General features: G+C 49.7%; 24 protein-coding genes. 8 read left to right on the top strand and 16 right to left on the bottom strand.

Annotation, left to right across the window (positions count from 1 at the left end; translation table 11 throughout):
• Positions 1–26: 26 nt before the first annotated feature.
• Entirely contained in the window at positions 27–947 is a 921-nt protein-coding gene (locus BZG23_RS08000) for a LysR family transcriptional regulator (RefSeq protein WP_046075835.1), read from the bottom strand.
• A 200-nt stretch (positions 948–1,147) separates the two neighbouring features.
• Between BZG23_RS08000 and BZG23_RS07995 the strand changes: the two genes are divergently transcribed.
• On the top strand, positions 1,148–2,779 hold the full coding sequence (locus BZG23_RS07995) for a DUF2813 domain-containing protein (RefSeq protein WP_077606602.1): 1,632 nt from the start codon (positions 1,148–1,150) through the stop codon (positions 2,777–2,779).
• A gap of 26 nt (positions 2,780–2,805) precedes the next feature.
• Here the strand turns inward: BZG23_RS07995 and BZG23_RS07990 are convergent, their stop codons facing one another.
• The 11 genes from BZG23_RS07990 to BZG23_RS07940 are packed head-to-tail and all read right to left on the bottom strand — an operon-like array spanning position 2,806 to position 12,018.
• Positions 2,806–3,354, bottom strand: a complete 549-nt coding sequence (locus BZG23_RS07990; protein WP_108743720.1) for a DUF3833 domain-containing protein — start codon at positions 3,352–3,354, stop codon at positions 2,806–2,808.
• Positions 3,351–3,884, bottom strand: a complete 534-nt coding sequence (locus BZG23_RS07985) for a hypothetical protein (protein WP_077579131.1) — start codon at positions 3,882–3,884, stop codon at positions 3,351–3,353. The genes BZG23_RS07990 and BZG23_RS07985 overlap by 4 nt, the downstream gene beginning before the upstream one ends.
• Positions 3,881–4,399 carry a DUF2878 family protein gene (locus BZG23_RS07980; protein WP_077606601.1) on the bottom strand — a complete coding sequence of 173 codons (519 nt, stop codon included), beginning with the start codon at positions 4,397–4,399 and terminating at the stop codon, positions 3,881–3,883. The genes BZG23_RS07985 and BZG23_RS07980 overlap by 4 nt, the downstream gene beginning before the upstream one ends.
• Positions 4,400–4,402: 3 nt before the next feature.
• A complete protein-coding gene (locus BZG23_RS07975; protein ID WP_077606600.1) occupies positions 4,403–5,644 on the bottom strand; it encodes an SAM-dependent methyltransferase in 1,242 nt (413 codons plus the stop codon).
• A 2-nt stretch (positions 5,645–5,646) separates the two neighbouring features.
• Positions 5,647–6,393, bottom strand: a complete 747-nt coding sequence (locus BZG23_RS07970; RefSeq protein ID WP_046075831.1) for a DUF1365 domain-containing protein — start codon at positions 6,391–6,393, stop codon at positions 5,647–5,649.
• Entirely contained in the window at positions 6,390–7,649 is a 1,260-nt protein-coding gene (locus BZG23_RS07965; protein WP_046075830.1) for an NAD(P)/FAD-dependent oxidoreductase, read from the bottom strand. Before BZG23_RS07965 ends, BZG23_RS07970 begins: the two co-directional genes overlap by 4 nt.
• 3 nt (positions 7,650–7,652) lie before the next feature.
• Entirely contained in the window at positions 7,653–8,378 is a 726-nt protein-coding gene (locus BZG23_RS07960) for an SDR family NAD(P)-dependent oxidoreductase (protein ID WP_077579126.1), read from the bottom strand.
• Positions 8,375–8,815: a nuclear transport factor 2 family protein gene (locus tag BZG23_RS07955; RefSeq protein WP_074214723.1), complete on the bottom strand. Its 441-nt coding sequence runs from the start codon at positions 8,813–8,815 to the stop codon at positions 8,375–8,377. Before BZG23_RS07955 ends, BZG23_RS07960 begins: the two co-directional genes overlap by 4 nt.
• Positions 8,812–10,254, bottom strand: coding sequence for a deoxyribodipyrimidine photo-lyase (gene phrB, locus BZG23_RS07950; RefSeq protein ID WP_077606599.1), 1,443 nt, complete (start codon positions 10,252–10,254; stop codon positions 8,812–8,814). The genes BZG23_RS07955 and phrB overlap by 4 nt, the downstream gene beginning before the upstream one ends.
• Positions 10,245–11,075, bottom strand: coding sequence for a MerR family transcriptional regulator (locus BZG23_RS07945; protein WP_077606598.1), 831 nt, complete (start codon positions 11,073–11,075; stop codon positions 10,245–10,247). Before BZG23_RS07945 ends, phrB begins: the two co-directional genes overlap by 10 nt.
• Positions 11,065–12,018, bottom strand: coding sequence for a YbgA family protein (locus BZG23_RS07940; RefSeq protein ID WP_077579123.1), 954 nt, complete (start codon positions 12,016–12,018; stop codon positions 11,065–11,067). The genes BZG23_RS07945 and BZG23_RS07940 overlap by 11 nt, the downstream gene beginning before the upstream one ends.
• 278 nt (positions 12,019–12,296) lie before the next feature.
• Between BZG23_RS07940 and BZG23_RS07935 the strand changes: the two genes are divergently transcribed.
• Positions 12,297–14,540 carry a putative bifunctional diguanylate cyclase/phosphodiesterase gene (locus BZG23_RS07935; protein ID WP_077606597.1) on the top strand — a complete coding sequence of 748 codons (2,244 nt, stop codon included), beginning with the start codon at positions 12,297–12,299 and terminating at the stop codon, positions 14,538–14,540.
• On the opposite strand, the gene BZG23_RS07930 is transcribed toward BZG23_RS07935, so the two are convergent.
• Together BZG23_RS07930 and BZG23_RS07925 are read right to left on the bottom strand one after the other, a co-directional pair.
• The gene (locus tag BZG23_RS07930) at positions 14,537–14,815 is read right to left on the bottom strand and encodes a GIY-YIG nuclease family protein (RefSeq protein ID WP_077579121.1); all 279 of its coding nucleotides are present in this window, start codon (positions 14,813–14,815) and stop codon (positions 14,537–14,539) included. The genes BZG23_RS07935 and BZG23_RS07930 overlap by 4 nt on opposite strands.
• A gap of 5 nt (positions 14,816–14,820) precedes the next feature.
• The gene (locus BZG23_RS07925) at positions 14,821–15,459 is read right to left on the bottom strand and encodes a YceH family protein (protein WP_077606596.1); all 639 of its coding nucleotides are present in this window, start codon (positions 15,457–15,459) and stop codon (positions 14,821–14,823) included.
• A gap of 219 nt (positions 15,460–15,678) precedes the next feature.
• Between BZG23_RS07925 and BZG23_RS07920 the strand changes: the two genes are divergently transcribed.
• Together BZG23_RS07920 and BZG23_RS07915 are read left to right on the top strand one after the other, a co-directional pair.
• The gene (locus tag BZG23_RS07920; RefSeq protein ID WP_046075823.1) at positions 15,679–16,119 is read left to right on the top strand and encodes a bactofilin family protein; all 441 of its coding nucleotides are present in this window, start codon (positions 15,679–15,681) and stop codon (positions 16,117–16,119) included.
• Between the two features lie 12 nt (positions 16,120–16,131).
• The gene (locus BZG23_RS07915) at positions 16,132–16,557 is read left to right on the top strand and encodes a DUF3069 domain-containing protein (protein ID WP_046075822.1); all 426 of its coding nucleotides are present in this window, start codon (positions 16,132–16,134) and stop codon (positions 16,555–16,557) included.
• Between the two features lie 77 nt (positions 16,558–16,634).
• On the opposite strand, the gene aroG is transcribed toward BZG23_RS07915, so the two are convergent.
• The gene (aroG, locus tag BZG23_RS07910) at positions 16,635–17,717 is read right to left on the bottom strand and encodes a 3-deoxy-7-phosphoheptulonate synthase AroG (RefSeq protein ID WP_077579119.1); all 1,083 of its coding nucleotides are present in this window, start codon (positions 17,715–17,717) and stop codon (positions 16,635–16,637) included.
• Positions 17,718–17,993: 276 nt separating this feature from the next.
• Between aroG and BZG23_RS07905 the strand changes: the two genes are divergently transcribed.
• Both BZG23_RS07905 and BZG23_RS07900 read left to right on the top strand, forming a co-directional pair.
• Positions 17,994–18,533 carry a hypothetical protein gene (locus BZG23_RS07905; RefSeq protein ID WP_241837195.1) on the top strand — a complete coding sequence of 180 codons (540 nt, stop codon included), beginning with the start codon at positions 17,994–17,996 and terminating at the stop codon, positions 18,531–18,533.
• Between the two features lie 200 nt (positions 18,534–18,733).
• Positions 18,734–18,931 carry a hypothetical protein gene (locus BZG23_RS07900; protein WP_131825352.1) on the top strand — a complete coding sequence of 66 codons (198 nt, stop codon included), beginning with the start codon at positions 18,734–18,736 and terminating at the stop codon, positions 18,929–18,931.
• Positions 18,932–19,593: 662 nt separating this feature from the next.
• Here BZG23_RS07900 and BZG23_RS07895 read toward each other — a convergent pair.
• Entirely contained in the window at positions 19,594–20,913 is a 1,320-nt protein-coding gene (locus BZG23_RS07895; RefSeq protein ID WP_046076061.1) for a DEAD/DEAH box helicase, read from the bottom strand.
• A gap of 133 nt (positions 20,914–21,046) precedes the next feature.
• On the opposite strand from BZG23_RS07895, the gene BZG23_RS07890 reads away from it, so the two are divergent.
• Together BZG23_RS07890 and BZG23_RS07885 are read left to right on the top strand one after the other, a co-directional pair.
• Positions 21,047–21,577, top strand: a complete 531-nt coding sequence (locus tag BZG23_RS07890; RefSeq protein ID WP_158011367.1) for an NUDIX hydrolase — start codon at positions 21,047–21,049, stop codon at positions 21,575–21,577.
• Positions 21,578–21,683: 106 nt separating this feature from the next.
• Entirely contained in the window at positions 21,684–22,166 is a 483-nt protein-coding gene (locus BZG23_RS07885; protein WP_046075817.1) for a PaaI family thioesterase, read from the top strand.
• Positions 22,167–22,317 lie beyond the last annotated feature (151 nt).

The following is a 22,317-nucleotide window of genomic DNA, read 5'->3' as shown; positions in this document are numbered from 1 at the left end:
CGGCTAAAGACGAGCGAGCGTCCCCCCTATTTCATCGACTTGTCAGCAATAGGCATATCCCCAGCTTGTAAGTAGGGTTCGAGTAGCTTGGGAAGCTGGCGTACTAACCATGACTTAGCATTACCCATTCGGTTGCGTTTCCATGCCAGCCCGAGCGTTAACTCGAATGGCTCTCCGCCTTTTAAACGTTTCAAACGACCCGTATTAAGGTCATCTTGTATCCAGAACCAAGGTAAAGTACCGATCCCTTGTCCGTTTAAGATGGCTGCGTACTTATCGTGCATTGAGCTGACAGTAAGCCGTGGTTGGTCTTCTAACACATTGAAGGTTTTAGGTTGCATACCTCGCGCGGTATCCGCCACCGCCACCCCGCGATACTTGGCACGCACATCAGGCTCTACGGGACGCGCTTCTTTGTGAATAGGATGGTCGGGCGCTGCCACCCAGTAGGCACTCATATCGCCCAAAGGCTGAACTTTGATGCCCTGCGGCACTGTGTCGGGAATGGGTGCCACCAACACATCGGTGCGGTCTTGAGCCAGCGCTTCCCAACATCCTGCTAATATTTGTTCCGACAGCTTAAGGCGTGTATTACTTTTTTTCGCCAAGCGCTCAATCAAGGGAAAGAAGAAATGGCTTTTAAATAACCCGTCATACGCTAAGCAAATTTCTAATTCCCAACCATGCGCCAGAGAAGCGGCGTCGGCCACCATTTCATCTGCTGCGTTCAACAGCATGCGCCCACGTTCAACTAATAAATACCCGGCATCGGTGAAGGTTGCACGATGCCCTGAACGGTCAAAGATGACTAAACCGAGCTCGTCTTCCAACTTCTGAACCTGATAGCTCAGCGATGATGGCGCACGATTCAATGATTCAGCTGCCGCGGCAAAACTACCTTTTCTCTCAATGGCATCAAGCACTTGCAAAGCTTCAAATGATAGCATGACGGTCTCTTAGTCGTTGCCCATTAGGGGCGAGATAACTCATGTTAAACACTATATCAGGGTTTGGCTCACCGCCATATCGCAAATCTGGCGCTAACATGCGCTCGCTTAAATGCAATAAATCAGGCATATAGCACAAAACCATCACGGGTTTGGTTTCCTTTTTAGTGAAGGTGTCATACTGTAAAACAGAGGTGACGATGAGACTAGACCGAATTGAAATAGCAGGCTTTCGTGGTATAAATCGCCTGTCACTGCAAGTAGATGAACTGACCGTTTTAATCGGTGAAAACGCATGGGGAAAATCGTCTCTGCTTGATGCGCTAGAAATTGCATTGCACCCAAGTGGCGATAAACCCCAGTTTAAACGGTCGGACTTTCACGTTGACCATGTCTTAGGTGTCTTGCCTGAACAACAGTTTCAAATCATCCTTCGCTGGCAAGAGAGCTTTCCCGGTGAGCATAAAGCGCGCCGCTATCGTCGTTTTAAACCCGTTTGGAATGGGAGCAACGCGGGGTGTCGAACCCTTGATTATTGCTTAAGCGCCACCATCCAAGAAAGTAAAGTCGCGGTACGGAGAGAGTTTTTATCCTCACAAGGCGATATTATTGAGCAAGCAGACAGCGACGCGCTCGCCAGCCACCTAATGCAAATTCACCCAGTTGTTCGTGTGCGTGATGCCAGACGCATGCGCGTGCCAGGGCAAGCAGTGACAAAAGATAACACCCGCCTTGAGCAGCGGTTAGACAACACCTATCGCCGCCTGTTGATGATGCCCGGCCATGTGAATAAAGGCGAGATAAAAAGTGGCCTGCATGCCATGCGTCAATTGCTCGATCACTATTTTGCCGCCTACGAGCATGACCGCGATCCTTATCCCATTCATGCCCCGGGTGCATTAGCCATCACTCATAACCAAATGCACCCGCTCGAAGCGGTGGCCGCCAATACCTCTAATCAAAGTCGGCTCGTGCTCATGGGCTTATTGAGTGCATTTGTCCGGGCGCGCGGGCCAAAACAGCTCAAACGTAATGCGCGGCCAGTGATGTTATTTGAAGATCCAGAAGGGCGACTTCATCCAACCTTGCTGAATCAAGCGTGGCGCTTGATTCAGTTGATGCCGATGCAAAAGTTGCTCACCACAAACAGCGGTGACTTGCTCGCAGGCGTACAACTGGATCATATTCGCCGACTGGTGCGACACCCCACTGAAACGCATAGCCACCAAGTACCGCCTCACCTTCTTAGCAAAGACGAACGCCGCCGCGTGACCTTCCATGTCCGTTTTCACCGACCCAGTGCGCTATTTGCACGCTGCTGGTTGCTGGTGGAAGGAGAAACGGAGATATGGCTGTTTAACGAGCTAGCGCGATTGCAAGGTTATGACTTAGCTGCAGAGGGTGTACACCTTATCGAGTTTGCCCAAAGTGGATTACGCCCGCTTATCAAGGCTGCAAAAGCATTAGGTATTGAATGGCATTTGGTGGCGGATGGTGATATGGCTGGTAAGAAGTACGCTGCGACGGCGCGCGGGCAAATAGAGCATCAACCAGAGGGCGCGCGTTTAACCGTGCTGCCTGATAGAGATATTGAGCACTACTTGTACAACAACGGTTATGAGCCTTTGTTTCGCGACATGGCCGGCGTCACCAGTCAACAGCCCCACATGAATGACAAACGTATTATCGCCAAAGCCTTAAAACGCTATGCCAAGCCTGACGCCGCGTTGGCGATCATCGCCTATACCGAGAATGAGTTAAAAGCACCCATTCCCAAGCTGCTGCGCTGGATTATTCAACGCGCAATCGGTTTGGCCAGAGGTGTTGGTTAACGCCTCTGACTCGTCCTATGCGCGAACTATTGCTCCACCCGCTCAAAAAACAGCGTGACTTTGCCTACTTCAATCCCCCACTTGCGCATTGAGGTAACGTTAAAAAGGCGATTTTGGTCTTGCCGAAACATCCAGTCATCAAAGTGAAGCTGATATTCGCTATCGCCGACGGGAACCACTAAATCATAACGCCAATTAAGCACATTGCCCGCCACAACACCTGTTGCTGTCCCGACGATATCGCCCGCCGTCCCCGTGTAAGTCCCATCAGAGTGACGTTTAATCGTCCAAACCCGGGTTTGCGTTTCGCCATCAGCATACACAAAGGATTCATCCAGTGTCAGTGTGTCGCCTTCTACCACACCGTCGATATAGACAACGAAGCGTCGGGTTTGCTCGCCGGTAAAATCTTGTACCATGCCCCACGCTTTTGTTTGTCCCTCAAAGTACTCAAACAAGTTAAAGTCTGGCTTGCGCCCTTGGTAGTCTTCAATGTCGGCAGAGCACGCCGCCAATAGCACAGCACTCACCAATACCGTCAGAATTTTGCCTATCGTCTGCGTCACTTGTCTCATGGCGTTTCTCCTAATAATGCTCGACGATGATCTGGATAGTCAGTGTCTTCTGATAACCAGATTGCGAGAAAGGCATCTGCCAACTCGATGTCCTTGACCGTCAAGGTCTCTTCCCAGTCTTTCCCTTTTGGCTGAGCGTAAAAAACGCCCTTTTGCGCGTGGCGAACAAACGCAAGACGATCGCCCTCTGTTATCTCTCCCCATGCGTTGTCCAGCGCTTGTTGCCAACGCGTTCGTTGTGCTTCCGAAAAGCCCAAGTGCTCCCATTGATCGTTTGTTGCTTTCATCAGTCGTTGGTCACTGATATCGCGCGCGTAGGTAATCACTAAAGCATGAGGCGTTTGCGCTTGATAACGCCCGGTCGGTGAGCGCAGTGATGACTGATATATCGTCCACCAGCCCCAAGTTAGCGTCGCTTCGCCAACTTGTGGCCAGCTTTGCCATGTCATTGAAGACGAGGTCGCCCCCATGGTGGCGTAAGGCGTTGCGAGCGCGAGCATTAATACAAGGTGTTTCACCCACTTATTCATGGCTCTCTCCTTGTCGCGGCAGAACGGACATCTAACTGGTGTTGCAGCCATTGCATCAGATTAATCAGGATGATGCTGTAGACTAACCAAGTGCCAATCAGCACCGCGCCAGTGACCCATATGGACTCTGGGAAGCTTAAAACCCCTAAACGCTCTCCTGCCCAGTAACTGCTTGCGCCACCCAAACTGCCCAGCGCCGCCATAAACCAAAATGCGCGTGCGAGGATAAGCTCACGCATTAACCACGCAAAGCTGCAAAATCCTAGCCAGAGTAATAGTAGCCACAACGGCATCACAACGTACTCGGTATCAACCGCTAACCACTGTGTGTGGAGTAATAAGCTATCTCCAATCAACCCAACAGGCGTAAGCACGGCAATGGCCCACATCACGCTGCGGTCATAAAGGATCGCGCCTAGTAGCATCGCGACCATTAACCACTGAAAGCTCGGCGGGCCAAGCGCCGCCGAAAACCAGTAAACATTGAACAATAAAGAGATAACGACAAAGCGCACAGATTATGCCTCTCGCCAAGCAGGACGGCTTAGGAGTAGCTGGACCGCACTGATCGTACGTTCCTTAAAGCCGCCCTCACAATAACAAAAGTAATAGCGCCACAAACGTGCAAAACGATCGTCATAGCCGTAATCGCGCAGTACCTCCGTCTGCTGATTGAAGCGTGTGTGCCAATCAGCCAAGGTTTGTGCGTAATCCAAGCCGATGTCTTTTAGGTCTCTGATCACAAAATCAGTTTGAGCGGTGAGGTGAGACAACAATACGCTCACTGAGGGTAAAAACCCTCCGGGGAAAATATGCTTTTGAATAAAGTCGACGTTACGGCTGTAATGCTCGTAGCGCTGATCAGCAATGGTGATCGCTTGGATGGCCATTAAACCACTGGGCTTAAGCAATGACTGACATTGACGGACAAAGGTATCTAGATACTCTTTCCCCACCGCTTCAATCATTTCAATCGAAACCAGTTTATCGTATTCACCGGTCAGATCGCGGTAGTCTTTTTGTAGCAGCGTGATCTTATCTTCCAGCCCTTCTCGCTCGACACAGGCTTTTGCCCAAGCATATTGCTCTTGTGAAATCGTGGTGGTGGTCACGCGGCAGCCGTAATGCTTAGCCGCGTAGACCGCCATTCCTCCCCAGCCAGTGCCAATCTCGAGCAAATGATCGTTAGAGGTCAGCGCCAGCTGTCGGCAGAGCCGGTCCATCTTTTCCACTTGGGCCTGCTCTAGGGTCATTTCTTTGTCAGTGTAAATAGCACTGGAATACAGCATTTGCTCATCAAGAAAATGACGGTACAAGTCGTTGCCGAGGTCATAATGTGCTGCGATATTGCGGCGCGCGGTCTCTTTTTCATTGCGATTGCGCCAGTGAGCCAGCTTGTTCCCTAGTCCCACCAGCCAGCCAGTGTGCTTTTCAATTCTGTCGATAGCAGGAAGGTTGCGAGCAAATACGCGAATAACGTCGGTCAAGTTCGGTGATTCCCACCAACCATCGATGTAAGCCTCGGCCGCCGCAATGCTACCGCCGGTTAAAATCCGGGTGTAAAAACGTGGGTCGTGTACCAGCACGGATGCATGTAATTGTGCCTGAGGATCACCACACTGTAAGGTTTGGCCCTGCTCATCAACCAGCGAAATACACGCTTCATCAACATGTGCTAGCAGGGTATAAACCAACTGTTTAGCGTAGTGCTCTTTACGTGTCAGTGTGCGTTGACTCTGAGGTACGTCCGTTGCAGACATAATTACTCCTTCTTCGCACTCGGGTGCGGATAAAACGGTGCGCCCTTTATCCAAAGTTTGAGCGCTTGCCAATAAATACCAATGACAACTTTTACTGTTTCCATCGGCGTCCGGATCAATAACTTACTCAGTGTTTTTGATGTAAATGGACGTCGCTGCAGTCCAAGTGTGGCGTCGAATTCTTTCTGTTGTCGGTGAGCCTCGAGGTGCAAGTGAACCCGCGTACCTAAAGGGCGAAGACGCCAGTGATAACGTTGCTTAATGGGATTAAACGGAGAGACATGAAACGCTTTGTCATGCTCATACCGCTGACCCGCAGGCACGGCATAATAATGCCGCTCTCCCCACGGGGTATTACTCACTTCGGCTAATAAATAACGCCAGTTATGGGCTTGGTCATAGAGGTAATAAAAGTTGGCCGGACTGAAATACACGCCCAAATAACGTAGCTGGCACAACGCATACACTTTCCCCTCAATGCGCTCGCCCGTCAGTTCCTGAACCTTATCGATGCATGCCGCTTTGGTGTCGGCTTGTCCATTCAAATAATCGCGGTGATCAAAGGCAGCTAACCCCCACTTACCCAAGCGAAACCCTTTGACCTGTGATGCCAGCAAACTGAGCTCATCAAGATCAATCACAGGCATAAACACCGAGTAATTGAACGTGTGTTTTATCGGGCTAAAACGCCGATGCCGCACTTGCCCGACATACAAACCGCTATTTAGTGCTGAAACCGACTCACTCACGAATTAATCCCCTCCACGACATCAAGCGCACTCCGCACACCATCCTCGTGAAAGCCGTTATACCAATAGGCGCCACAGAACCAGCTGCGTTGCTGGCCATTAACCCGATGGCGCTGCTGCTGTGCGGCAACACTGTCGGTATTAAACACGGGGTGAGCATAGACAAATTGCTTAAGAATTTTACTCGGCTCGATCCTGTCGGTTTGATTTAGCGTCACGCAAAATGTCTCAGGCGCCTGAATTGACTGCAATATATTCATATTGTAGGTCAAAGCCGCTGGTTCTGTGTCTATTTTGTCTGACAAAGGTAAATGATAATTCCAACTCGCCCACGCGCCTTGACGCTTAGGCAACAGCGACGTATCAGTGTGAAGCACAACCTCATTGTCTTGATAGGGAATCGCCCCAAGCACCTGTTGTTCCGCTTCACTGGGATCAGCCAGCATGGCCAAGGCTTGATCACTGTGACACGCAAAAATCACCTGCTCAAACGCCTGATCACCGGCTTCTGTCGTCACCCACACCGCATCAGGGGTCCGGCGGACCTTTGTCACGGGTGAATTCAGATGGATCTTATCCTCAAAGGCAGGCGTGAGCTTTTTAACGTACTCACGTGAGCCTCCGGGGATCACATACCATTGCGGCCGATTCGTGATATCCAACAGGCCGTGATTTTGGAAAAAACGTAAAAAGAACGCCAAGGGGAAGCCACGCATATCGGACAAGGTGGATGACCAAATCGCCGCGCCCATGGGGAGAATATAGTTTTGGCAAAAATAATCGCTGAACCCATGTTGATTGAGAAAGTCGCCCAGTGTATTAAGTGCGCCTTGCCGCTCGGCCTCACCCGTTTCGTGTGCGTCGCGCGCGAGGCGGTTGAATCGCATGATCTCCGCCAAAAACCGGTAGAAGCGTACATTGATGACATTACGCTTCTGCGCAAATAACGAGGACAGGCTATGCCCGTTATACTCCAGTCCATTCGCATCATTGCGAACACTAAAGCTCATCTGGGAAGGTTGGCGACCCACACCAATTTCATTGAGCAAACGTTCATAATTCGGGTATGTGCGATCGTTAAAAACGATAAACCCGGTATCAATCGCGTACTGTCCACTGGCGACGTCGACATCGACCGTGGCCGTGTGGCCCCCCAAATAATCATTCGCTTCAAACAAGGTGATGTCATGCTGTTTATTGAGATAATGAGCACACGTCAGACCGGCAATGCCTGAGCCGATGATGGCAATTTTCATGATTTAGTTCCTTGTCATACGTCGTGCGAGAGCTCGCTGCCAGGCCATAGGCAATAGCGCGAGAAACTTGAGAATAAAGGTAAATTTTCGCGGAAAATGTATTTCCGTTTTTCCTTTTGCTAATCCTTGTTGAATCGCCGCCGATGCTTGCTCCACCGTGATGCGCATTGGCATCGCAAAGTCGTTTTGGTCTGTCAGTGGTGTCTTTACAAACCCTGGCGAAATAAGTGACACCGTCACTCCTTGTTGCGCCAGATCTGCCGATAAGGTGTTGGCTATGTAGCTAATCGCCGCCTTCGATCCGCCGTATGCCTCCGCACGTGGCAGCGGCATGTAACTGGCCGACGAGCCGACAATGGCAAGATGCGTACTGTGGGTGAACCGACTCTGTAGCGCTTCAATACAGTGGAGGACGCCGAAGACATTGATCTCAAAAACGCGTTTAAACAGCGCCACATCGACTTTGCCATGGTCGATATATTCACACGTCCCAGCATTTAGAATAATTAAATCGGGAAAGACGCTTAGGTTACTCAGCGCTTGATGCGTTTGTTCGCCATCCGTGGCATCAAACGCCAATGCGTCTAATGATGCGTGATCGCGAGCCATGGTGTTGAGCTTGTCTTGGTTTCGCCCACAGGCCGTTACCTGCCAACCTTGACGTGCATAGTCTCTTGCCAATTGCTCACCAATTCCCGACGTGGCGCCGGTGATCAATACGTGTTTCATTGTCCTAGCCTCGTTTTGATATGTTTGAGCAGGCGACCTATCACAGGCAGCGCCTCGTACAGCATTTCACCTAAGTCGAAGTAATCACGATGGCGAATGATTTTGCCGTCATAAAAACGTAAGTGAGAGCAGCCCTGAACTTGTCGCGTTTTCCCCCCATCCAACTTGGGATGCGATAACATCATGGTCCAGGTCACAAAGGCATCGTCTCCGTCTACCGCGGTCGTGTGTATATGAAATTGACAATCGGTCACGTTTTCGTACAGCAGCGAAAAATACTGGATAAACGCTTCTAAGCCGGTTATCTCATGCGCTGGGTCGACAAACACAATCTTGGGGTGATAAATCGTCGCCAGTGATGACAAGTTATCTTTATTAAGCGCTTGATAGGTCGTCACAAATTGCGACACACCGACATGGGTTGGGGAGCGAGTCATGGTGTTTGCTCCTGAGGCTGATTCTTCGCCGCTTCAAAAATAGCCAGCGCCTTTTTGCGCTGAGTGGCGTGATCCACCACCGGACGCGGATAATCTAGCGTCTGGGCGTAGTGATCTGCCCATTGCCAAGGCTGGTGAATATGCTTGCCCGGCACCTGTTTAAGCGCCGGTAGCCAGCGACGAATAAAGCGCCCATCGCTATCAAAGCGCTCTCCCTGTGTGGTTGGATTAAAGATCCGAAAGTAAGGTTGAGCATCGGTCCCTACCGACGCAGACCATTGCCAGCCCCCGTTGTTGGAGGCAAAATCGCCATCAATCAGCTTGGACATGAAGTAGTCTTCTCCCCAGCGCCAATCGATAAGCAGATCTTTGGTCAAAAAGCTGGCCACAATCATTCTCAATCGGTTGTGCATCCAGCCCGTTTGATTAAGCTGGTGCATGGCCGCATCAACAATGGGAAAGCCCGTTTTGCCCGCCTTCCACGCCTCAAACAAGGTAAGGTCGTTATCCCATACCACTGACTCGCCCCAAGCTAAAAAGCTATACTTTTTGCTGATTGCCGGATTTTGCGCACTCACTTCCTGATAGAAATCACGCCAAATAAGTTCCGAAAGCCAGGTGGCTGCCCCTGTATCGGGCTCGCGCCAATCGGCATGCTCTTCTTGTAAACGTGCCAAGCATTGACGTGGGGATAACGCGCCAATGGCTAAATAAGGAGAAAGTTGACTGGTGGCATCAACAGCGGGAAAGTCACGCTGTCTTTTATAATCAGCCACTTGCTCGCGGCAGTAACGACGCATGTGCGCGAGGATCCCTTTTTCATCAGACGCCCAGTCGGAGACATCCTCTGTCGGATAATCAAAGTGAATCGGTTTAAGCTGTGAAAAGATCGCGTCGACGGCCGAATTTATCTCGCGTTTAGGTGGCTTTTGGCGCGGTGAGGCATCCATGCCGTCTAAGGCACGTAAGCAAGCCTTTTTAAAGGGAGTAAACACCTTATACGGTTCACCTTTTCCCGATTTTATGGTGTCCGGTGCAAACAAATTGCGGTCATCATAGGCATACCATGCGATGCCTTTGTCCGCTAACGCCACGCGCGCCTGTTCATCACGCTTGCTTTCATTGAGCTCGTACTCCTTGTTGGCAAATACCGCTGCTGCACCAATGCGGTGGGCATAGTCAGCCACTTTTTCCGCCGATTGAGAAAAATCAGCCGCACGTTCAACCACCAACGGAATGTTTTGCGCGCGAAGCTCTTCACGTAACGCCTCTAGCCGTGCTTTGATAAGGCCCGCTTGTTTGGGGGCATGATGGTGCGATGCCCACTGTTCCGGTGTCTCAATAAATATCCCGACCACGGGAACGGACGCTTCGCTGGCTGCGCTCAACGCACGGTTATCCAGCCCACGTAAATCGCGCCGAAACCAGACTAGATGCATAACGTTTTGTTCTCCTTAAGTTCTTCGAGCTCGTCACCGTGTACGGAGCAGATAAAAGCTTGGCTCACAACGTCAATGTCATTTTGAGCAAGACAAAGGCGTACTTGATTGATTTGGGCGCGATCGAGACGACGATTAGCCATTAAGGCCAATGTTGTCACCCCCTGCTCGCGCATCACCTCAACGACCAAATTCAATTGTTGATGCGGAGTGGATAATATTGTGACGCTGTAACCCTTCTCGTTGAGTGCCATCGCCATAAGCACGCGTTGGTATTCGCTGGTTACCGTTAATGAGACAAGCCAGCATCGAGACTGGGCATGTCGTTTGGCATTCGCCGCCAGCGCCGTTCTGCATCGGTCAATCACGGCGCTTTGCCACAGATCGCGCTGCAATACACGAACCGCTTCATCCTCGTCACCTAACCATTGGTCGACCGGTGTAAAGGCATGTTCAACTAACCAATAAAAGGGGTACTCTTTTAAAATCATATCCAGGGCTTTCCCAAGCCGTTTGACTGAGAATGTATGAATACAGTCAATCAGCTCTTGTGCCACGCTGTCGTCTTCGGCGTCGGCCGACGTGGGACTGTGAGCCAGCAGAGGTTTGACCTTGCTGATCGGTACGCCTTTATCTAACCATTGAAGAATATGAGCGATAGTCTCTACATCTTCTTGGCGATAAAGCCGATGCCCCTTAGCCGTTCGCTCAGGCGCAAGCAATCCATAACGTCGCTGCCAAGCACGCAATGTCACGGGGTTAACCCCTGTTTGATCCGCTACCTGACTGATAGTTAGAGTGTGAGGCGTCTTATAGGCCATAGCGAAGCCTCAGCGCATCAGGATAAGGCTTGAGATAAGCTTGGTTAGCTAAGTACGCATCAGGGTGATTATGAAGATGATGCGAAATCAACGTCAGCGGTGCCAATAAGGGCATCGTGCCCTGACGATACGCATGGATAAGATTCGCTAACTCAGCTTTCTGGCGTTTATCGAGGTTGTTTTTAAAATAGCCTTGCAGGTGCATTAACACGTTGGTGTGTTTTTTACGCGTCGCACGAATGGCAATGGCTTGCATAAACGCGGTGCGGTACTGTTCGAAAAAACGATCAAGGTCATAATGGCCGATGTTGGCCATAAATCGCCCCAGTTCACGGTATTTTTCGGGCGAATGCGCCATCAGTACCAACTTATAGCGCGAGTGGAAATCAACGAGGGCTTTCTTGGTCACCCCTTGCTCGACACTCTTGTAAAGATCATCAAGCGCAAAAAGGCGAAAAACAAAGTTCTCTTTGAGAATAGGATCGTTAAGCCGGCCGTCTTCTTCAACAGGCAACCAAGGCATGCGCGCCATCAGTGCCTGCGTGTAAAGTCCTACCCCGGAAATATCTGAGGCGTAACCATTCTCGCGGTAGACTTTCACCCGCTCCATGCCACAGGTCGGTGACTTGGCACAGACAATGTAGCCACGCAGTGCTTTGTGAGCGAGCTCTTCCGCTTTCTGTTCACTGAACGCTGTCATTTTCTCGGTGTAGTCTTTTTGCTGATCTTTGGTTTCCACCAACCTCACTGATAGGTCGCCTTTGTCGACTAACCGAATAGCGGGGCGCGGCACGGGGAGTCCAATCCCGACTTCAGGGCACACTGGCACGAAGTCTACATACGGTGCCAACTCTTTGGTGACAAATGGGCTACGCTTATGACCACTGTCAAATCGTACTTTTTCGCCAATAACACAGGCGCTAACACCTACAGGGAATGACATGTCTCACCTCTACACTGACCGCGCAGCATTGGCTACGGAGTTGTACATTTATAATATTTTGTACAACTAAGAGTAGAAGATAGATCAAAATTGTACAAAAAAAATTATTTGTACAAGTAAGTGCCCTGTCGCATCCACGTCAGTTACTGAGTTAACGCCGAGATTTTGTTGGCAGCAAGCGGCCGATCACTGTCTCAGTATTGATACGCGCAATCACCCAATCTTAGCACTACACTGGAACTATCTGGTTGTCACCATAAGCCTTACGCGCAGGCCCTATGCCTTTATCAACATTCAATGATCACAACGAGGATCCACTCACACTTGCCAGACGGTCGGCACAGCCCCGTGGCGGTGCGATTATTTTCATCGCACTCATCTGTTTTGGTGTGCTCGTCGCGACGTTTTTGTTGTATCAAGCTGCCCAATCACAACAAGCGCAACGCACTGAAAAGCTTCTCAATGTGGAAGTTCAAGCCTTGTCCAGCGCCGTCGAGCGCAGCATTAATACCCAACTCACACGGCTTAGTTCATTAGCCAGTAACATCGAGTTGGATGTGCCCTCGACCTTCTCGACATGGCAAGCTTTGGTGCAACAAACCCAACAAGACAGTGCCTATATTTCATCATTGTTTTGGGCGGACAGTCGAAAGGAAATAAGTTGGCAAACACACGCAGATACCAGCCATAATAAACCGCGTTTTTCATTTGACGTAGTGGGCGAGCCAGAGGGCCAGCTTGAAACGGATCAGCCCGACCTCACCCGTTGGCGAATTGCTTACCCGATATACAGTCATAGCCGCGCCGCGCCAAGTTACTATCTTGGCGCAGTCGTTAATCTTGACGCGCTTGTTGGCGAGGTTGCGTCCGACTATCTCAATAAACATCAACACCTCACCATGACCCGCTGGGCAAACGACACCGTGTTGCTTGGTGACACCATCTCGCCGTTTGCCGCGGTTGGGTCGGCACCTTTAACCTTAGCAGGCACGCAACCCGCTATGCAGCTCGCGCTTTGGCAAGAGCCAGGCGCCAGTCAATTTATCTCATTACCCATTCTGATTTATATCGCCGGCATGCTTGTGGCTCTTTTATTGGGCGTCGCGTTGTATTTGGCTGAGGTGAATTTGATGTCTCGCCGGTCGGCGCAGACCACGATTGACTATTTAAAAAATGAAATTGAGCAACGCAAAGACGTCGAGCAGCAGCTACATTTTATCGCGAATCACGACGCCTTGACGTACCTGCCCAACCGTCATGCCCTCACTCGCTATATTCAGCAGCGTGTACATGAATCTAACGTGCACCCCCACGATCTGGCGTTAATCTGTGTGGACATTGATAATTTGAAAGAGATCAATGATTTGTACGGGCAAGCGGTGCATGACCAGCTTTTAGTTGAATTGGCACAACGTCTACAACGCGTGAGGCAAACCGATGACTATATTGCCAAAATCAGCGACGACCAATTCGCGATTGTCGGCAGCGAGCTTTCACCGCTAAAAGCGGAGATTTACGCGAAACAGATCCGAAAAGCCATTGAGCAGCCCTTCTTCCACGACGCAGAGGAGATTATTGTGACCTGTGCCGTCGGCATTAGTTATCGCTACGATGCCTCCATGCCCGCTCAGGAACTGTTGCGTCACGCAGACACCGCGGCGCATCGCGCTCGTCAACTCTCTCATCACAGAGTCGTGGTGTTTCAAATGGCAATGCGAGACCACCTGCATCAGAAAAAGGATACCGAGTACGCCATCCGCAAAGCGATTCAAGGTAACGAGTTGAGCTTACATTTTCAGCCGCAAATCGATCTAAAAGATCACAGCATTGCGGGGATTGAAGCCCTGGTACGCTGGCAAGATACAGAGGGCGCGGTGATTTCGCCTGATACCATCGTCCGCACCGCAGAAGACACAGGGCTTATGCGGCAGTTAGGCACTTGGGTGGTCAATGAGGCATTAGAGACCTATGCAACCTTGCTGGCGCAGCACTGTGCCCCCCCATTTATCGCGATAAATATCTCTGGGCATGAATTCCAAGACAGCTTCCTTGCTGATACCATTCTGCGCGCCATTGAACGCCATCAAGTCCCGCCCGAACGTGTGCAAATTGAACTGACAGAACAAGTTTTCATTGAGAACCTTAGCCAAAACCAACATACCTTACACACGCTCGCGGCAGCAGGTGTTTCTTTGGCGATTGACGATTTTGGCACCGGATACTCATCTCTGGCCTATCTTAAGCATTTCCCGGTGGACACCGTCAAAATCGATCGCAGTTTTGTCGCCGATCTGCCTCACTGCAAAGACGATATCGTGATTTGCCAAGCCGTCATTAACATGGCGCAATTGCTGAAATTAAAAGTGGTCGCAGAAGGTGTGGAACGTGAAGATCAGCGTGACTTTTTGTTTGACCTGGGGTGCCGCTATGCGCAGGGGCACCTTTATTACCCCTCAATGAATATCCATCAGTTGACTGCGCTCCTCACGCAGTCACAACCCATCACTCGTTTATTTAATTAATCAACACCATTGTCACGCACACAACAAAAGCGTGCACATAGCGCTTCCTTACGCTGCTTCGGCCATTGCTTTATTTGCCATTCGCGCTGCATCGCCGTTCGCTTTTCCATCGGTTGCGATTGCCACGCCAGTGACAGCGGTCCTTTCCCTCGTAGCGCACGTGCACCTTTACCTTGGCGATGTTGTATCAACCGGCGGCTAACATCCGTTGTTACGCCACAGTAAAGCTGCCCTTGGCGCGTTCGAATCAAATAAACAAACCAAGGCGTATCCATAGGTGTTATCGCTCCAAAACAGCCTCTAACATCTGACGTAGTTCCGCCACTTCTTGCTCCAACGCACCCACTCGCGTCACCAAAGAGGCATCGGTGGTCGGTTCTGGTTCCGCTTGCGGTGCTGAGTTCGCCGGCATATTAACGCCGTCAGTAAATAGGTGTTGATAGCGCGACTCGCGCTTCCCAGCCTCACGCGGCAATTTTTTTACCCAGTTTGACGTAATCATGTCAGCCAATGTGCGCTCGACATCTTCGACACGATTAAAGGCATAGAGGCGCTGTGTACGGGTTCTCAACTCCCCGGGCGTCTGAGCGCCTCGCAATAACATGACACAAAGGATCGCTTTCTGTGGCTCACTGAGGGTTAGGTCGCCAAATTGTGTATTACAGAAACGATGTTGATACTTGGTAACACGCCCACCGCTTCCCTCTTGCGGGCTAACCAGACGCACCTCAATCAAGGTCTCTACGATATCTAATACCTCTGAATCGGCCATCTCATAGACAGGATCACGGTTGCTTTTTTGATTCACGGCGGTGGTCAGCGCATTGAGTGTGAGCGGGTAATGATCCGGGGTGGTGACTTCTTTCTCAAGTAAACAACCGATGACACGTTGCTGATACGGTGAGAGTGTCCTTGACATAGCGATGATCCCATTTAGTCGATTTCATCGGGTTATATCAACTGAATGTCACGCAAGCAATCACTGCGCCGATAACCGCGCAATAATCCACCCGAGGCGACGATCACCAATACTGGTAGCAGGATCACATCTTACGCATCGGGTTGTACACCAGAGCGCCACCATCTGTGCACAGCTAATGATATACTTGACCAAAATGATGTATGTGGAGTGCACGACATGGGTCTGTTTAGTTCAAAGTCTACCCCGAATCATGGCTTATCGATCGTCGCCAGAAACTGTAAAGTGGTCGGTGATATTGATCTTGAGGGTGATATTCAAATTGATGGATTTGGGGAAGGCAATATAACCCAGGCTAACGCCGTTGTTATCTCAGCATCTGGCCACTTTCGCGGTACCATCAACGCTAAGCATATCACCATCAATGGCTTGGTAGAGGGGCAATGTGATGCAGACGCTATCGATATTCTCTCGCAGGGAAAGATGAAAGGCGTGCTAAATACCGAGCAACTGACCATTGAAAAAGGTGGGCTTCTTGCTGGTGAGAACCGTGCCACTCTATCAACAGACACAGTGGTACCCTTAGCGGAACAAGCAAGATCAGACGATAAAGCAAGCAAAGACAAAAAAGCTCATCCACCCTCCTCGAAACAGTCGTAAGGAAGCCTGTGAATGTCCGACTCTAATCAATCCCCCGTCAGCTTTGATAGCTTTTCTCCTGAGCTACAATGCGTGATTCGTTATGAACAAGCCCCTGAAGCCATGTACACGATGATCGCCTCGGTACATGATGCGTCCAGTGCCAGTGTCAAAGAAGCGTGGGAGAAACTGCCTGCCAGTGCGCAAAACATTCTCGACAACTATGATCAATTTCACGCACTCGTCGCCATAAGTCAAAGCTATGCGGGTATCGATGCGCTGAGCGAGCTCGAAAAGGTTGACTTAAGTGATATGTCTGATGAAGGGCGCGACAACTACAAAGCGCAAATTCTTGATGATGTGCTCAGCTCTTGTGTCAAAGATTTATCGAAGCAACTGAAACAAGCACGTTTAAAGCCTGGATTAAAACGCGAGTTTCAAGCTATTTTCCAAAAATAAGAAAGGCCAGTGCCATGCACTGACCCCTATGATTCGCCCCCACCGGTTGGGGGCTTCTTGTGACTAAACAGACGCAATTAAGCGGATTCACTGAGCGGCGTCGTCTTTTCACGACGTGCACGCACAGAGGCCGCCAATTGATGGAGTACTCTCTCCGTATCTTCCCAACCAATACAACCGTCCGTAATGCTTTGACCATAGGTAAGCGACTGACCGTCCGTTAAATCTTGGCGACCTTCGACGAGATGACTCTCGATCATCACACCAAAGATGGCTTTGTTGCCTGCTGCAATTTGCCCCGCCACATCTTCGCTGACGTCTTTCTGCTTTTGATATTGTTTGCTGCTATTGGCATGGCTCAAATCAATCATCAATTTTTGCCGTAACCCAGCATCAGCCAGCGCCCCACAGATCTGATCGACATCACCCGCGTAATAATTAGGCGTTTTGCCTCCACGTAGAATCAGATGACAATCCTCATTACCTGCGGTTGCGACGATCGCAGAGTGTCCATACTTGGTCACTGATAAAAACTGGTGCGGTGAACTCGCTGAACGAATGGCATCCGTGGCAATTTTGATATTCCCATCTGTGCCATTTTTAAATCCAACAGGACACGATAGCCCAGAGGCAAGTTCGCGATGCACCTGAGACTCTGTAGTCCGTGCCCCAATCGCGCCCCAACTAATTAAATCGGCCATATACTGTGGCGTGATCATGTCAAGAAATTCACCCGCCGCAGGCAAACCAGAATCCGCAATATCTAGCAGTAAGTTACGCCCTAGTCGCAGCCCATCATTAATTTTGAAACTGTTGTCTAAATACGGGTCATTAATTAGGCCTTTCCAACCAACCGTCGTGCGCGGCTTTTCAAAATAAACCCGCATCACCACTTCCAAATCGGCACTTAATGTCTCACGCAGCTGTTTAAGTTTTTTGGCGTAGTCGCGCGCAGCATTAGGGTCGTGAATAGAACACGGCCCTACAACGACAACCAAACGGTCGTCTTGGTCGTTTAAGATCTTATGGATCGCCTGACGTGCATTAAATACGGTGTGTTCCGCCGCGTCGGTCGCTGGAAACTTTTCCAGTACAGCGATAGGTGGAAGGAGTTCTTTTATTTGGTCAATTCTAACGTCATCGGTTGGGTGTACACTCATGGGCTAATCCTGTGTTTGCGTGTCGCTGACTCACGTAGCTGATTGCCACGTTTTCGTTATTCGACTCCTACGCTAACCTGCCACATTCTTTTGTGCAAATATTTTTTTACGCAATAGTAAAAGCTTAAATCAAACAAAACATTGACACATCAATCCTCGTGAATTCGCGACTCAATGTGCGCTGTGGTTTAAATATGGGCGCAAGATCGGCTAAGTTATTGCACTGACTGCGTTGAAGCTATTACACTGATGTTAAATGCAAATGGAGTAAATGCTGTGATCACACGCCTCAGTAAAGCGGCACTATTGGCCATGACCCTGTCCGTACCCGCTGCACATGCGACCAATTTTGATTACAACCATATTCAGGTCAACGTCCTTGCAAATCCTAGTGGGATTGGCGGGTTGGGACGTTTTGCATTTACGGAAGGCGCACACTTCGTCGCTAAAGGGGATACGCAATTCGAAGGTGACTGGTATACCTCGGGCGGTGTTGGCTTTCATGCCCCAATTAACCAGTTTGTCGATGTGTATGGCGAGTTGGAAGGGGCGTGGTTAAAACGTCCCGGAGATAGAGTGCATGATACAGGTCAGTTTGCCACGGTAGCTGGCGGTGGCATGCGAGCGTGGATCGCGCCACCTTTTGAGGCGAATCTCTATGTCGGTTCTATCATTTTTGATCAAGACGACACCACCAGCTTAGTGGAAATTGGCGGGCGCTTTCACTCCACTGAAACCTTGTCGTTAGGCGCAACGTGGCGTGCCAATGGCTTGGAACAAAATCGCTTGATTTTTTCTGTCAGATACCTGTATTAATAGCAAACGGTAACCATCTCACTCCCTTGTGTTGCCGTCCAGTGTGACCTCTCTCACTGGTTATATTGTCAATCTAAACTAAGTTTAAGGTATGGACGTAATCGCTGTTACAAGGCGGGCGTCTTAGTGCGTGGTGCAACTCCCACAGCGATGCTCGTTGTGATTGTGCGTGGGAACTGTCGGAGGGTATAACGATGGTGATGACTCAACGTATTGATGAATTTGAAAGAAAAATCCAAGAAGCCTATCAAGAAGGCAACATTGAAACCGCTCATCGCTTGGAAGAGCAAGTAACGATGTTACGGCGACGTCAACTCAAGCCTGCTGCTGACTTCCAAGCCGCCAGCCAAGTAGAAGACTTTCATGAAGTGTCAGACGGCGACTATTACGACAACTGACGCCGAGCATCGAAACACGTAAGCATAAAAAAGCCTTCTCCATGGAGAAGGCTTTTCATTTTTGCTGAATAAAACGAGTGTGTATAAAAGGGCTCAATCAGCAGATTATTGTGCAGCACGTTCACGGCGAACAATCCACGCCGCAGCAGTGATAAAAGCAACGACCAGTGCAGTTTCCACAGCAATTTTCCCAGTTTAAAAATGATAGACAGAGTGATACGCGTTTCCAGCAGCTCAAGTTGTTCAAAGGATGAGCGCTTTCCAACAGATGGACGTAGTTTACGGATAAATCACTGTAAAATCAGCCGTAGAATCGATCTCACGCAAAGAAAAGTGAGTTTTTTGGCCAACTAGACAGTTGAACGCATAAAGTTTCATCACTTAACACCTTGTGGTGCGACAAAGCGCAGCTTTCACTGTTAGCGATACATCACATTTAACCAATGACGCCTTTAGCTAGGGAAGTTGCCACGATATTGAGGCAAAGACAGAGATAAATCGTGGAGAGAGGTTTGATACTCGGCCTATGTCTTAAAAGTAACAGTAAAGTGGCAGAGCAATCGTTATATTGCGTAGTCGAGAGGTTCCGCTACACCATTTGGCATAGCGGAAGCGTCAGTGTTTAATGGTCAGCGCCAACACGCTCAGCCATTACAGCTCGATTAAGACTCAGGTTTGGACTTCTTTTTTACCAAAGGCGCATCACCAACCGGCACATTGGTATAAAAGCTTCTATCTCGCTTTTTTGGCGCCTTTTTCTTGTTCTTAACGGGTGCTTTTTTGGGTTTAGCTGATCTTGAAGGTTTTGCTTTTTCAGCTTTTTTCTCTTTAAAGCCTTTGAACTTTCCTTCAAAGCCTTCAATCTTAGTAAAGTCGAGTTTTTGCTGTAAAAAACCTTCGATATTTTTAAAACTACGCCAATCTTTAGGCCCTACCAGTGAGTAAGCCAATCCTTGCTGCCCAGCACGACCGGTACGCCCTACTCGATGAATGTATTCTTCCGCATGCTTTGGCATATCAAAGTTGATCACCAAAGACACATTCATTAAATCCAAACCTCGCGATGCCACGTCCGTGGTCACCAAAACCTCATGAAATCCACGCTCAAACTCGTTCATGATCCGGCTGCGTGTGGCTTGGTTCAATTCACCACTGAGTGCAATCGCTTGGTAGCCAGCCTGAGAAAAACGTTCAGCTAAACGCTCTGTGTCAGCGCGTGTCGCGGTAAAAATCATGACTTGCTTATGCGCATTAGCTTTTACCAATTCCTCAAGCAGCGCATGTTTATGGTCGAGGTGATCACTCAGCACAAAATGTTGCTCAATATCGCTATGTAGCGCTTCAATTTCCCCTACGGCAATACGTTTAGGAGACTTGAGCATCCCCGCGGCGATGTCTGTCACTTGCTGATGATCCAAAGTGGCAGAAAACATCAGTGTCTGCCTTAAACGGTGATCCGCATGTTGGTTAACTGCGTCGAGCTGCGCTTTAAAGCCCAGGTCAAGCATACGATCCGCTTCGTCCAAAATCAGCATTTCCAACCCCGACAAAGACAAGTGGCGTTGTTCAAGATGATCAGCTAATCGACCTGGCGTCGCGACCACAAAGGTTGGCGACTGGCGAAACACCTTCGCTTGCTCGTTAAAATTCTCGCCACCGAGTACCAAGGCCGGTTTGTGGCTGGTGCCGCTGGTCAACATACGCAGCTGACCATACACCTGTTTTGCTAGCTCACGGGTCGGCGCCAAGATCAAGACACGCGGATCGCGACGACTGAGGGGCTTAGAACGCAACACACGCTGCATAGCTGGCAACAAAAACGCCAGCGTTTTCCCCGATCCTGTTTTTGAAGAGGCCAGTAAGTCTTTGCCTGCCATTACAACGGGGATGGCTTGACGTTGAATGTCTGTTGGCTGTTCAAATCCACGGTGGGCAATAAGCGATAGTAAGCGTCTATCGAGTCCCAGATCGTCAAATTGCAAGGTATCACTCCAAAGGTCAATCAAAAGCAAAAGGCGTGCACACGCCAATTAAGGCGGCGAATGCTATCATACTTTAGCAAAAAACACCGCACCAAAAATATTGATTACGCCACGAATGGAGAGCCACGCTAACATGAATGACACACTACGCTACCAGTGGAAAAAGCTCAGCTTGGTGGAAACCCATACACAGACACCTGATGGTCTGCACCACGTACACCACGTCATACGCCACCCTGGTGCCGCCGTGATATTACCTCTGTCAGAAGATGGCAATATACTGCTGCTCAAACAATTTCGTCCTGCCATCAATCAATGGATTATCGAAGCGCCTGCGGGCACACTGGAAGCGAAGGAGCCACCGCTAGAAGCCGCCAAAAGAGAGTTAGGAGAAGAGGCCGGTTATGTGGCGACTCGCTGGCATTTTCTCGGCATCGCTCACCCTGTGCCCGGGTTTTGCGATGAAGTGCAGTATTTTTATATTGCCCAAGCGCTCACTCCCACCCAAACGCAATTAGATGACGATGAGTTTATTGCGCCTTATTGGGTGAGCCCTTCCCAGTTACAGGCGCTCGTTGCAAATGGACAAATCACAGACACCAAAACCTGCGCCATTATTCTCCGTGCCCTATTTAATGGGTTGATCCCGACAATGGGCGTCTAACCTCTGAAAAATAAAGTACTAGGCCACAACTTTGTTAACAAGATGTTGACGGCAAATTGAACACCAAGGTAGCGTAACAGGTACGACCAGATAACAAGGAGTGTCTATGTTCTCGTCTCCGTTAGCACGCGCTAATCAACATTTGTCGTTGTTTGGCTTTTTAAAAGTACCCATGATCGGTTGGTGTCGGCCCAAGATCCTCTCCATCGACGATAAGCATGTCACGATGCGAATCCCGCTGGGGCGACGTACCAAAAACCACCTCAACAGTATGTATTTCGGCGCGTTGGCAGTTGGCGCTGATGTCGCAGGTGGCTTTCTTGCCATGGCCATGGCCGAGCAACGCGGGGTTAAAATTAGCTTAGCGTTTAAATCCGTCAACGCTGATTTTCATAAACGACCAGAGGATGACGTGGTGTTTACGTGTCTTGATGGAGACAAGATTAACCAGATGATCAGTGAATCAATCGAAACGGGTCATCGCGTTAATCAGCCTGTCACCATTGTGGCCACATGCCCAAGCTTACACGGGGATGAGCCTATGGCGACCTTTGAATTGACGCTATCGGTCAAAAAAATCGGCGAATAATCCCCCATCACCGCACTTGTCTCTTTTTATTGTTTGTCACGCCTTCAGCCAGTCTGTCTCGTCAATAGACTGGCTTGGTTATCCCTACACTATAATCAACCAGTTACATAATACCTAGCATCATTGTGACTTTGGTTCTGAATTCTCCGTT

This window comes from Salinivibrio sp. ML290 (assembly GCF_001995695.1).
In the GTDB taxonomy this organism is placed as follows: domain Bacteria; phylum Pseudomonadota; class Gammaproteobacteria; order Enterobacterales; family Vibrionaceae; genus Salinivibrio; species Salinivibrio siamensis.
The sequence above is the reverse complement of the archived record's forward strand: the minus strand, read 5'-3'. Positions and strand labels throughout refer to the sequence as shown.

What these genes read in the sequence shown, in the direction of transcription:
- BZG23_RS08000 (WP_046075835.1), bottom strand. Translation starts at nt 947, where the DNA reads ATGCTATCATTTGAAGCTTTGCAAGTGCTTGATGCCATTGAGAGAAAA.
- BZG23_RS07995 (WP_077606602.1), top strand. Translation starts at nt 1,148, where the DNA reads ATGAGACTAGACCGAATTGAAATAGCAGGCTTTCGTGGTATAAATCGC.
- BZG23_RS07990 (WP_108743720.1), bottom strand. Translation starts at nt 3,354, where the DNA reads ATGAGACAAGTGACGCAGACGATAGGCAAAATTCTGACGGTATTGGTG.
- BZG23_RS07985 (WP_077579131.1), bottom strand. Translation starts at nt 3,884, where the DNA reads ATGAATAAGTGGGTGAAACACCTTGTATTAATGCTCGCGCTCGCAACG.
- BZG23_RS07975 (WP_077606600.1), bottom strand. Translation starts at nt 5,644, where the DNA reads ATGTCTGCAACGGACGTACCTCAGAGTCAACGCACACTGACACGTAAA.
- BZG23_RS07965 (WP_046075830.1), bottom strand. Translation starts at nt 7,649, where the DNA reads ATGAAAATTGCCATCATCGGCTCAGGCATTGCCGGTCTGACGTGTGCT.
- BZG23_RS07960 (WP_077579126.1), bottom strand. Translation starts at nt 8,378, where the DNA reads ATGAAACACGTATTGATCACCGGCGCCACGTCGGGAATTGGTGAGCAA.
- BZG23_RS07955 (WP_074214723.1), bottom strand. Translation starts at nt 8,815, where the DNA reads ATGACTCGCTCCCCAACCCATGTCGGTGTGTCGCAATTTGTGACGACC.
- phrB (WP_077606599.1), bottom strand. Translation starts at nt 10,254, where the DNA reads ATGCATCTAGTCTGGTTTCGGCGCGATTTACGTGGGCTGGATAACCGT.
- BZG23_RS07945 (WP_077606598.1), bottom strand. Translation starts at nt 11,075, where the DNA reads ATGGCCTATAAGACGCCTCACACTCTAACTATCAGTCAGGTAGCGGAT.
- BZG23_RS07940 (WP_077579123.1), bottom strand. Translation starts at nt 12,018, where the DNA reads ATGTCATTCCCTGTAGGTGTTAGCGCCTGTGTTATTGGCGAAAAAGTA.
- BZG23_RS07935 (WP_077606597.1), top strand. Translation starts at nt 12,297, where the DNA reads ATGCCTTTATCAACATTCAATGATCACAACGAGGATCCACTCACACTT.
- BZG23_RS07930 (WP_077579121.1), bottom strand. Translation starts at nt 14,815, where the DNA reads ATGGATACGCCTTGGTTTGTTTATTTGATTCGAACGCGCCAAGGGCAG.
- BZG23_RS07925 (WP_077606596.1), bottom strand. Translation starts at nt 15,459, where the DNA reads ATGTCAAGGACACTCTCACCGTATCAGCAACGTGTCATCGGTTGTTTA.
- BZG23_RS07920 (WP_046075823.1), top strand. Translation starts at nt 15,679, where the DNA reads ATGGGTCTGTTTAGTTCAAAGTCTACCCCGAATCATGGCTTATCGATC.
- BZG23_RS07915 (WP_046075822.1), top strand. Translation starts at nt 16,132, where the DNA reads ATGTCCGACTCTAATCAATCCCCCGTCAGCTTTGATAGCTTTTCTCCT.
- aroG (WP_077579119.1), bottom strand. Translation starts at nt 17,717, where the DNA reads ATGAGTGTACACCCAACCGATGACGTTAGAATTGACCAAATAAAAGAA.
- BZG23_RS07900 (WP_131825352.1), top strand. Translation starts at nt 18,734, where the DNA reads ATGACTCAACGTATTGATGAATTTGAAAGAAAAATCCAAGAAGCCTAT.
- BZG23_RS07890 (WP_158011367.1), top strand. Translation starts at nt 21,047, where the DNA reads ATGAATGACACACTACGCTACCAGTGGAAAAAGCTCAGCTTGGTGGAA.
- BZG23_RS07885 (WP_046075817.1), top strand. Translation starts at nt 21,684, where the DNA reads ATGTTCTCGTCTCCGTTAGCACGCGCTAATCAACATTTGTCGTTGTTT.